This window comes from Micromonospora alfalfae (assembly GCF_022230925.1).
In the GTDB taxonomy this organism is placed as follows: domain Bacteria; phylum Actinomycetota; class Actinomycetes; order Mycobacteriales; family Micromonosporaceae; genus Micromonospora; species Micromonospora alfalfae.
The window spans coordinates 43,954-51,283 of the sequence record NZ_JAKKFH010000037.1 but is presented as its reverse complement, the minus strand read 5'-3'; the positions used below and the strand labels follow the sequence as shown (position 1 = coordinate 51,283).

Genomic DNA, 7,330 nt, shown 5'->3' with positions numbered 1-7,330 from the left:
GCCGCCGCTCGCCGCCGCTCGCTGCCGCTCGCTGCCGCGCGCTCGCGCGCTCGCCGCCCGCCGCTCGCCGCCGCGTCTGTAGGGCGTGGGAGAGGGCTGGCAGGGTAGATCTTGGACACTTTCCGTTCAGACGGAACGGAAAGTGTCCAAGATTGCCAGCTGTGGCGGTGAAGCGGCCGGGGTCGCACCGGGCGGGACCAGTTGATCCCTGTCGTCATTCGTGATCAATGGGCTGGGTGGCCAGTCGGGCTGCCCGCATGGTCAGGTAGAGCTGTTCGGGGCGGCTGCTCGTGCGGGCGGCGGCGATCCGGTAGCAGGCGATCGCCTGGGCCTGGTCACCGGCCATCTCGTGCAGGTGGGCGCGGGCGGCGGCCAGCCGGTGGTGTCCGGTCAACTGCGGGTCGTCGGTCAGCGCGTCGAGGGCGGCCAGGCCAGCGGCCGGTCCGTGCACCATTGCCGTCGCCACGGCCCGGTTGAGGGCCACCACCGGGCTGGCGGCCAAGCGTTCCAGCACCTCGTACAGCGCCAGGATCTGCGGCCAGTCGGTCTGCTCGGTGCTTGGTGCCTCGTCGTGCACTGCGGCGATGGCGGCCTGTACCTGGTACGGGCCGACCGGCCCGCGCGGCAGGGCCCGGGTGACAAGTGCGACGCCCTCGGCGATCGCCGTCGCGTCCCAGCGGCTGCGGTCCTGGTCGGCCAGTGAGATCAGCTCGCCGGAGGGCCCGGTCCGCGCCGGGCCGCGTGCCTCGGTGAGCAGCATCAACGCCAGCAGGCCGGCCGATTCGCTGTCGTTCGGCAGCAGCGTGTGCAGCGCGCGGGTCAGCCGGATCGCCTCCGCCGCGAGGTCGATGCGGCGTAGGTCCGGGCCGGTGGTGCTGACGTGTCCCTCGGTGAAGACCAGGTACAGCACCTGTCGGACGGCGATCAACCGGTCGGCCCACTCCGCCAGCTCGGGCATCCGGAACGGCAGCCCGGATGCCCGGATGCGCTGCTTGGCCCGGCTGATCCGCTGCGCCATCGTCGCCTCGGGCACCAGGAACGCGCGGGCGATCTCGGCGGTGCTCAACCCACCGACGGCGCGCAGGGTCAGCGCCACCGCCGACGTCGGCGCGAGCGCCGGGTGGCAGCAGAGGAAGAGCAGGACCAGCGTGTCGTCCCGCTCGGCGGTCAACTCCTCGTCCGGGGCTGGCGCGTACCGCTGGTCGTCCGGATCCCGGCGGGCGACCAGGTCCTCCCGGCGGCGTCTGGCCTGCTCACCGCGGACCAGCTCGATCATCCGCCGGTAACTGACCTGGATCAGCCAGCCACGGGGGTTCGCCGGTAGCCCCTCGGTCGGCCACTGGGTGGCGGCGGCCAGCAGTGCCTCCTGCACCGCGTCCTCCGCCGTGGCGAAGTCACCGAAGCGGCGGCTGAGCACGCCGAGGACCTGCGGCGCCAACTCGCGCAGCAGGTCCTCGATGCGGGGATCGGTGTTCAGCCGCTCACAGCTCCTGCGAAGGGGCGGACATCACCGGGTGCACCTCGATCGGCATGTTCAGCGGCCGGCCACCGGGGCCGGGCGCCGTGGAGATGTGCGCGGCCAGCTCCACGGCCCGCTGCGGGTTCTCACAGTCGACGATCCAGAAGCCCGCCAGGAACTCCTTCGTCTCGGCGAACGGCCCCTCGGTGACCACCGGCGCCCCGCCCTCACCGGCGCGGACGATCCGGGCCTGCTGCGGGCCGCCGAGGCCCTGCGCGTCGACCCATTCGCCGGCGGCGGTGAGCTTGGCGTTGACCTCGCCCATGAAGGCGATGTGCGCCCGGACCTCGTCCTGGGTCCAGGTGTCGATGCTCGGGAAGTCGGTCCCGGCGGCGCTGAACTGCATCAGCAGCATGTACTTCATTGTGTGCTCCTCACGCCTGCGCACCCTCGTCGGTGCTCTCACAGTGAGGTAGAAGCAGGCCCCGTCGTTCTCGACACCCCGGCCGAAGATTCTCCAGAATTTTGTCAGTCGACGGCGTCGACCTCCAGTACCAGGCTCTGCTCCGGGTGCAGGGCGGGTAGCTGCACACCCACCCGGGCCAGCGCCGCCCCGCTGAGGGTGAGACCACCCGCCAGCCAAGTGGGCGGGGACAGGTCGATGTTCGCCGGGGCCGCTACGCCCGACACCTGTCGCACCCGGTACCGCCGGCCCGGGTCGAGGCCGGGCAGCCGCACCGCGCCGGGCACCCGCGTCACAGAGGTGGTCAGCCGGGCCACCGCGTACACCGCCCGGGTGTTGTCGTGATCGACAACGCCGTGCGCCCAGACGGCCGGGTCCGGGTGATCGACCCGGACCACCCGACCAGCGTGCAGCAGCGGGCGCAGCCGCTTGTGCAGCGCCACCCAGGCGGCCAGCTCGGTCTGCTCGGCGGCGCTGATCGAGGTGATGTCCCACTCGATGCCGTGGTGGCCGAAGAGCGCTGTCGCCGCCCGGAAACCCAGGTCGTGTACGCGGTTCGTGGTGTGCGAGCGTTCCGGGCCGACGTGGGTGCCGATCAGCTCCGGTGGCAGCAGCAGCCCCGTCCAGCGTTGGATGCTGAGCCGTTCCAGGGCGTCGTTGCAGTCGCTGGCCCAGACCCGGTCGGTACGCGCCAGGATGGCCAGGTCCACCCGGGCTCCGCCGGACGAGCAGCTCTCGATCTCCACATCCGGGTGCCGACTGCGCAACTCGTCGAAGAGCCGGTAGACCGCCAGGGTCTGCCCGTGCACCCCAGGGCGGCCATGATGCCCGGCCTCGGTGAGGTCCCGGTTCTGGTCCCACTTGAGGTACCGGATTCCGGGGTGGTCGGTGAGCAGCGTGTCGAGACGTTCCAGCACATGGTCGTACGCCTCGGGGCGGCCCAGGTCGAGCACCTGCTGGTGACGCCAGGCCGGCGGTAGCCGCCCCGGCACTGCGAGCAACCAGTCGGGGTGCGCGCGGAACAGGTCCGAGTCGGGGTTGACCATCTCCGGCTCGACCCAGAGGCCGAACTGGAGGCCCTGGCCGGTGACGTGCTCGATCAGCGGTTGCAGGCCGTCCGGCCAGACGCCCTCGTCGACGTACCAGTCGCCGAGCCCGGCGGTGTCGTCGCGCCGGCCGCGGAACCAGCCGTCGTCGAGCACGAACCGCTCCACGCCGATCTGCGCGGCCCGGTCGGCGAGCGCCCGCAGCCGGTCCAGGTCGTGGTCGAAGTAGACCGCCTCCCAGACGTTGAGGGTGACCGGGCGGGGGGAGCGCGGGTGCCCGGGGCGGGCCCGGAGGTGGGTGTGCAGCACGTCGCTGAGCCCGTCCAACCCGGCGTCGGACCAGACCGCGTAGAGCAGTGGAGTGTCGTACGACTCGCCGGGGACGAGCCGGACCTCGCCGGGGGCCAGCAGTTCGCCGCCGCCGAGTGTGGACTCGCCGGTCGGTAGACGTTCGGCGAACGTGACGTGGTTGCCACTCCAGGCGGTGTGCACCGCCCAGACCTCGCCGTGGCCGAAGCCGAACCCGGTGGTGCCGGCCACCAGCAGCAGGGTGGCGTCGTGCCCGGTACGGCCGTGTCGGCCCTCGCGGACCCAGGTGCCGTGCTGCCACGGGTGCCGCTGCGGGGACCGTTCCCGGCACCACCGGCCGGTCAGGTCGAGCAGTTCGGTGGCGACCGCCGGCACCGGCAGCACCGGTGTCAGCTCCCGCAGCTCGTACGCGCTGTCGCCGTCGTTGCGCAGCCGGTGCCGCGCGGTCAGCAGGCCGTGCGGGTCGAGCGTGATCTCGATGGTCAGAGTCAGCCCGGCGGCCGGGTCCGACGCCCGCACTGTCACCAGCGCCGCGCCGGGGCCGGTGTCGCGCACGTCCACCCCGTCGAGGCGGAAGGAGGTGGACCAGTCTCGTCCGTCGCGGTGCCCGGCCAGGCCCGGTCGGCCGCTCCAGCCGGCGCTCGCCTCGGGCAGCACTGACAGCATTGTCGGCTCGTCGAAGCTGCTCGGCACCACCGGCGGTACTGTCGCGTCGCTGAGCTGACGCAGGCCGTCGTCGTCGAGGTCGCCGACGTCGCCGCCCCAGTGCACGATCCGGGGCAGCCCCGGGCCGCGCGCGTCGAGCACCAGGCTGGTCCGCGCGCGGCGCAGGTGCAGGATCGTCATCCTTTGGAGGCTCCCAAGGTCAGGCCCCGAACGAAGTGCCGCTGGAGCATAAAGAAGATCACCAGGGTGGGGATCGCGACGAGCACGCTGCCCGCCGAGACCAGGTTGTTGTCGGTGAAGAACTCACCGCGCAGGTTGTTGAGTGAGCTGGTCACCGGGAACTTGTCGCCGGTACGCATGAGGACCGTGGCCCAGAAGAACTCGTTGTAGATCCAGGTCACCTCCAGCGTCGCCAGCGCGGCCAGGGCCGGCCGGCACAGCGGCATGGTGACCTGCCAGTACTGTCGCCAGATGCTCGCCCCGTCGACCATCGCCGCCTCGTACAGGTCACGGGGCAGCGCCTTCATGTAGTTGCTGAGTACGAAGACGCAGAAGCCGCACTGGAAGGCCACGTTGATCAGGATCAGGCCCCAGTAGCTGTCGTAGAGCAGCTCCGAGTCGCTCATGAACTCCGGCAGCGGCACCTCGGTGAACAGCCGGAACAGCGGGATGAGCAGCGCCTGCTGGGGCAGCAGGTTGGCCGCGGTGAAGATCCCGAGCAGGACGAGGTTGAGCTTCCAACTGAACCGGGCGATGACGAACGCCACGCAGGAGGCGAGGAAGAGGGTGAGCAGCACCGCCGGCACTGTGATGTACACCGAGTTGAGGAAGTGCTGCCCGAACTCCGCCGTCCGCCAGGCGGTGACGTAGTTGTCGAAGGTCCAGCCGCCGAAGGAGACGTAGCCGTTCGCGGCGGTGTAGTCGTACGAGCGCAGCGAGGTCAGCACCGCCCAGGCGATCGGGAAGAGCCAGGCCAGCGAGACGACGATGAGGAAGCCGTGCAGCAGCATCCGCAGCGGGGTCAGTTTGCGCCGACGAACCGGAGTGTCCACGCTCATTCCCGGTTCTCCCTCATCACGGTCGCCAGGTAGATGGTGATGAAGACCAGCGAGACGACCAGCATGATCGTTGCCAGTGCCGAGCCGAAGCCGATCCGGCTGGCCTCACCGACCACGTTCTGGGTGACCAGCGCGGAGATCAGCTCCAGCCCGTTGCGGCCCTTGTTGACCACCCAGACCAGGTCGAACGCGCGCAGCGACTCGATCACTGTCACCACCAGCACGATGATGTTGATGGGCCGCATGACCGGGAACACGACCCGGAAGAACGTCCGGCTCTCCGACGCGCCGTCGACCGCCGCTGCCTCACGCAGGGACGGATCGACGCCCTTCAGGCCGGCGAGGTAGAGCAGCATGATGTACCCGACGTGCCGCCACCCGGAGGCGACCATGACCGCCCAGATGTTGACGTTCGAGTCGCCGTACCAGTCGATGGTGCTGCCGAAGACGGCGTTGATCAGCCCCTGGTCCCGGGAGTAGAGCAGTTGCCAGACGAAGCCGATCAGCGCCAGCGAGAGCACCACCGGCAGGTAGAGCGCTGTCTGGTAGAAGCGGCTGCCGCGCAGTTCCTTGTCCAACAGCACGGCCAGGAACATGCCGAACGGGGTGGCGACCACGAAGAGCGCTGCCAGCCAGAGCAGGTTGTGTTGGATCGCCGGTACGAACGGCGGGTAGATGTTCACCACGTCGCTGTAGTTGCGTGCGCCGACGAACTCAATTTCGTTGAGGGGGCCGATGCCGTCCCAGTTGGTGCCGGAGAGCAGCACTGTTGCTGCCGCCGGCAACCAGACGAACCCGGTGACGAGCAGCAGCGGGACGAGCACCATCAGCGTGATGACCACGCGGTCGGTGCGGGACAGGAGCCGTAGCCGCCGGCGACGACCACCAGTGGAGGTGGTCGCGGCCGGCGGCGGCACGGCGCGATCCGCTTGGATCAGGGGCAGGTCGGACACGATGTCCTCCCCCTTCCGCCGTCAGTCAGTGAAGATCGACTTTTTCTGGTTCTCAATGGACGAGGTGAGCCCGCCGATGTCCTTGGGGTTCTTGATGAACTGCTGGAGCGCCGGGATGATCACTGTCGAGGCGAAGTCCGGCCGGGTGTCCCGGTCGAGGAACTGGGCGATCTCGGTGGCCGACCCGACCAGTTCGGCTGCCTTCTTCTGCAGCGCGGTGTAGCCGCCGACGTCCGCGCCGCTGTTGGCGACGAGGACGGCCGGGTCGTTCTTCAGGTTGATGTCCGCGGCGGCCTTGCCACCGAAGTACTCCAGCAGCTTGCGCGCGTTGTCCTCGTTCTTGGGCTTGCGGGCCATCATGTAGCCGTCGATCGGGGCGTCCAGCGCTTTCGCGCCGATGGCCGGGTCGATCTCGGGGAAGGTGAAGAAGTCGAGATCGTCCTGCTCGTCGTTGCTGAACTGCTGACCGACGAAGAGGCCGAGCAGGTACATGCCGCTCTTCTTCTGCTGCAACGACTGCGCCGCCTCCTGCCAGGTGCGGCCGAGGCTGTCCGGCTGGTGCAGGGGGAGCAGGCCGGCCCAGGTGTCGAAGACCTTCTTGACCTTGTCGGAGGTCCAGGCTTCCTTGCCGGCCATCAGGTCGATGTGGAACTGGTAGCCGTTGATGCGCAGGTTGAGGATGTCGAAGGTGCCCATCGCCGGCCAGCCGTCCTTGTCGGCGAAGGCGATGGGGATGAGGCCGTCCCTCTTCATCTGCGCGCCGAGCGCGGTGAACTGGTCCAGGGTGGTGGGCACCTGGTAGCCGCGTTGCTGCCACACCGACTTGCGGTAGAAGACCGCCCACGGGTAGTACGTCCCCGGTACGAAGTACTGTTTGCCGTCGTCGCCGGTGGATGCCTTCTTGAAGGCGTCGGAGTAGCCGGAGAGCTTGCCCCACACGTCGCTGATGTCACTGGCCAGGCCCTTCTGCGCGAAGAAGCGCATCCGGTAGCCGGCGAACCAGGTGAACACGTCGTCCGGCTTGCCCTGTAGGTAATTGTTGATGTTCTCCTGGAACGTGTTGTGGTCGACCGTATTGACAGCTACCTGCACCCCGGATGAGGTCTTGAAGCCGTCGGTGATCTTGACCAGGACGTCTTTCGGCTTCGGGTCGGACTGGTTCGAGCCGAGCGACACGTCAGTGCTGGACCCGCCGGAGCCGGAGTCGTCGCCGCAGCCGGCGAGCAGGCCGGTGCCGAGCAGCGCGCCGGTGCCGGCCGCGCCGGCCAGCAGCGATCGTCGGTTGATGCCGGCGACTGAGGGCGGTACGAGCCGAGCCAGGTACTCGGCTTGGGATTGGGGACGGGACATCTGTGCCTCCTGCGGATGAGAAGGAG

Annotated in this window: 6 protein-coding genes; all 6 read right to left on the bottom strand. The window is 69.3% G+C overall.

Going from position 1 to position 7,330, the window contains the following annotated elements:
• Positions 1-214: 214 nt before the first annotated feature.
• Positions 215-1,477 carry an RNA polymerase sigma factor gene (locus tag MED01_RS28115; RefSeq protein ID WP_274526391.1) on the bottom strand — a complete coding sequence of 421 codons (1,263 nt, stop codon included), beginning with the start codon at positions 1,475-1,477 and terminating at the stop codon, positions 215-217.
• Between the two features lie 4 nt (positions 1,478-1,481).
• On the bottom strand, positions 1,482-1,883 hold the full coding sequence (locus tag MED01_RS28110; RefSeq protein ID WP_238671526.1) for a YciI family protein: 402 nt from the start codon (positions 1,881-1,883) through the stop codon (positions 1,482-1,484).
• Positions 1,884-1,987: 104 nt separating this feature from the next.
• Positions 1,988-4,123 carry an alpha-galactosidase gene (locus tag MED01_RS28105; protein WP_238671525.1) on the bottom strand — a complete coding sequence of 712 codons (2,136 nt, stop codon included), beginning with the start codon at positions 4,121-4,123 and terminating at the stop codon, positions 1,988-1,990.
• Positions 4,120-5,001 (bottom strand): carbohydrate ABC transporter permease, encoded by an 882-nt coding sequence (locus MED01_RS28100; protein ID WP_238671524.1) that lies wholly within the window; start codon positions 4,999-5,001, stop codon positions 4,120-4,122. The genes MED01_RS28105 and MED01_RS28100 overlap by 4 nt, the downstream gene beginning before the upstream one ends.
• Positions 4,998-5,954: a carbohydrate ABC transporter permease gene (locus tag MED01_RS28095; RefSeq protein ID WP_238671523.1), complete on the bottom strand. Its 957-nt coding sequence runs from the start codon at positions 5,952-5,954 to the stop codon at positions 4,998-5,000. Before MED01_RS28095 ends, MED01_RS28100 begins: the two co-directional genes overlap by 4 nt.
• Positions 5,955-5,975: 21 nt before the next feature.
• A complete protein-coding gene (locus MED01_RS28090; RefSeq protein WP_238671522.1) occupies positions 5,976-7,304 on the bottom strand; it encodes an ABC transporter substrate-binding protein in 1,329 nt (442 codons plus the stop codon).
• Positions 7,305-7,330 lie beyond the last annotated feature (26 nt).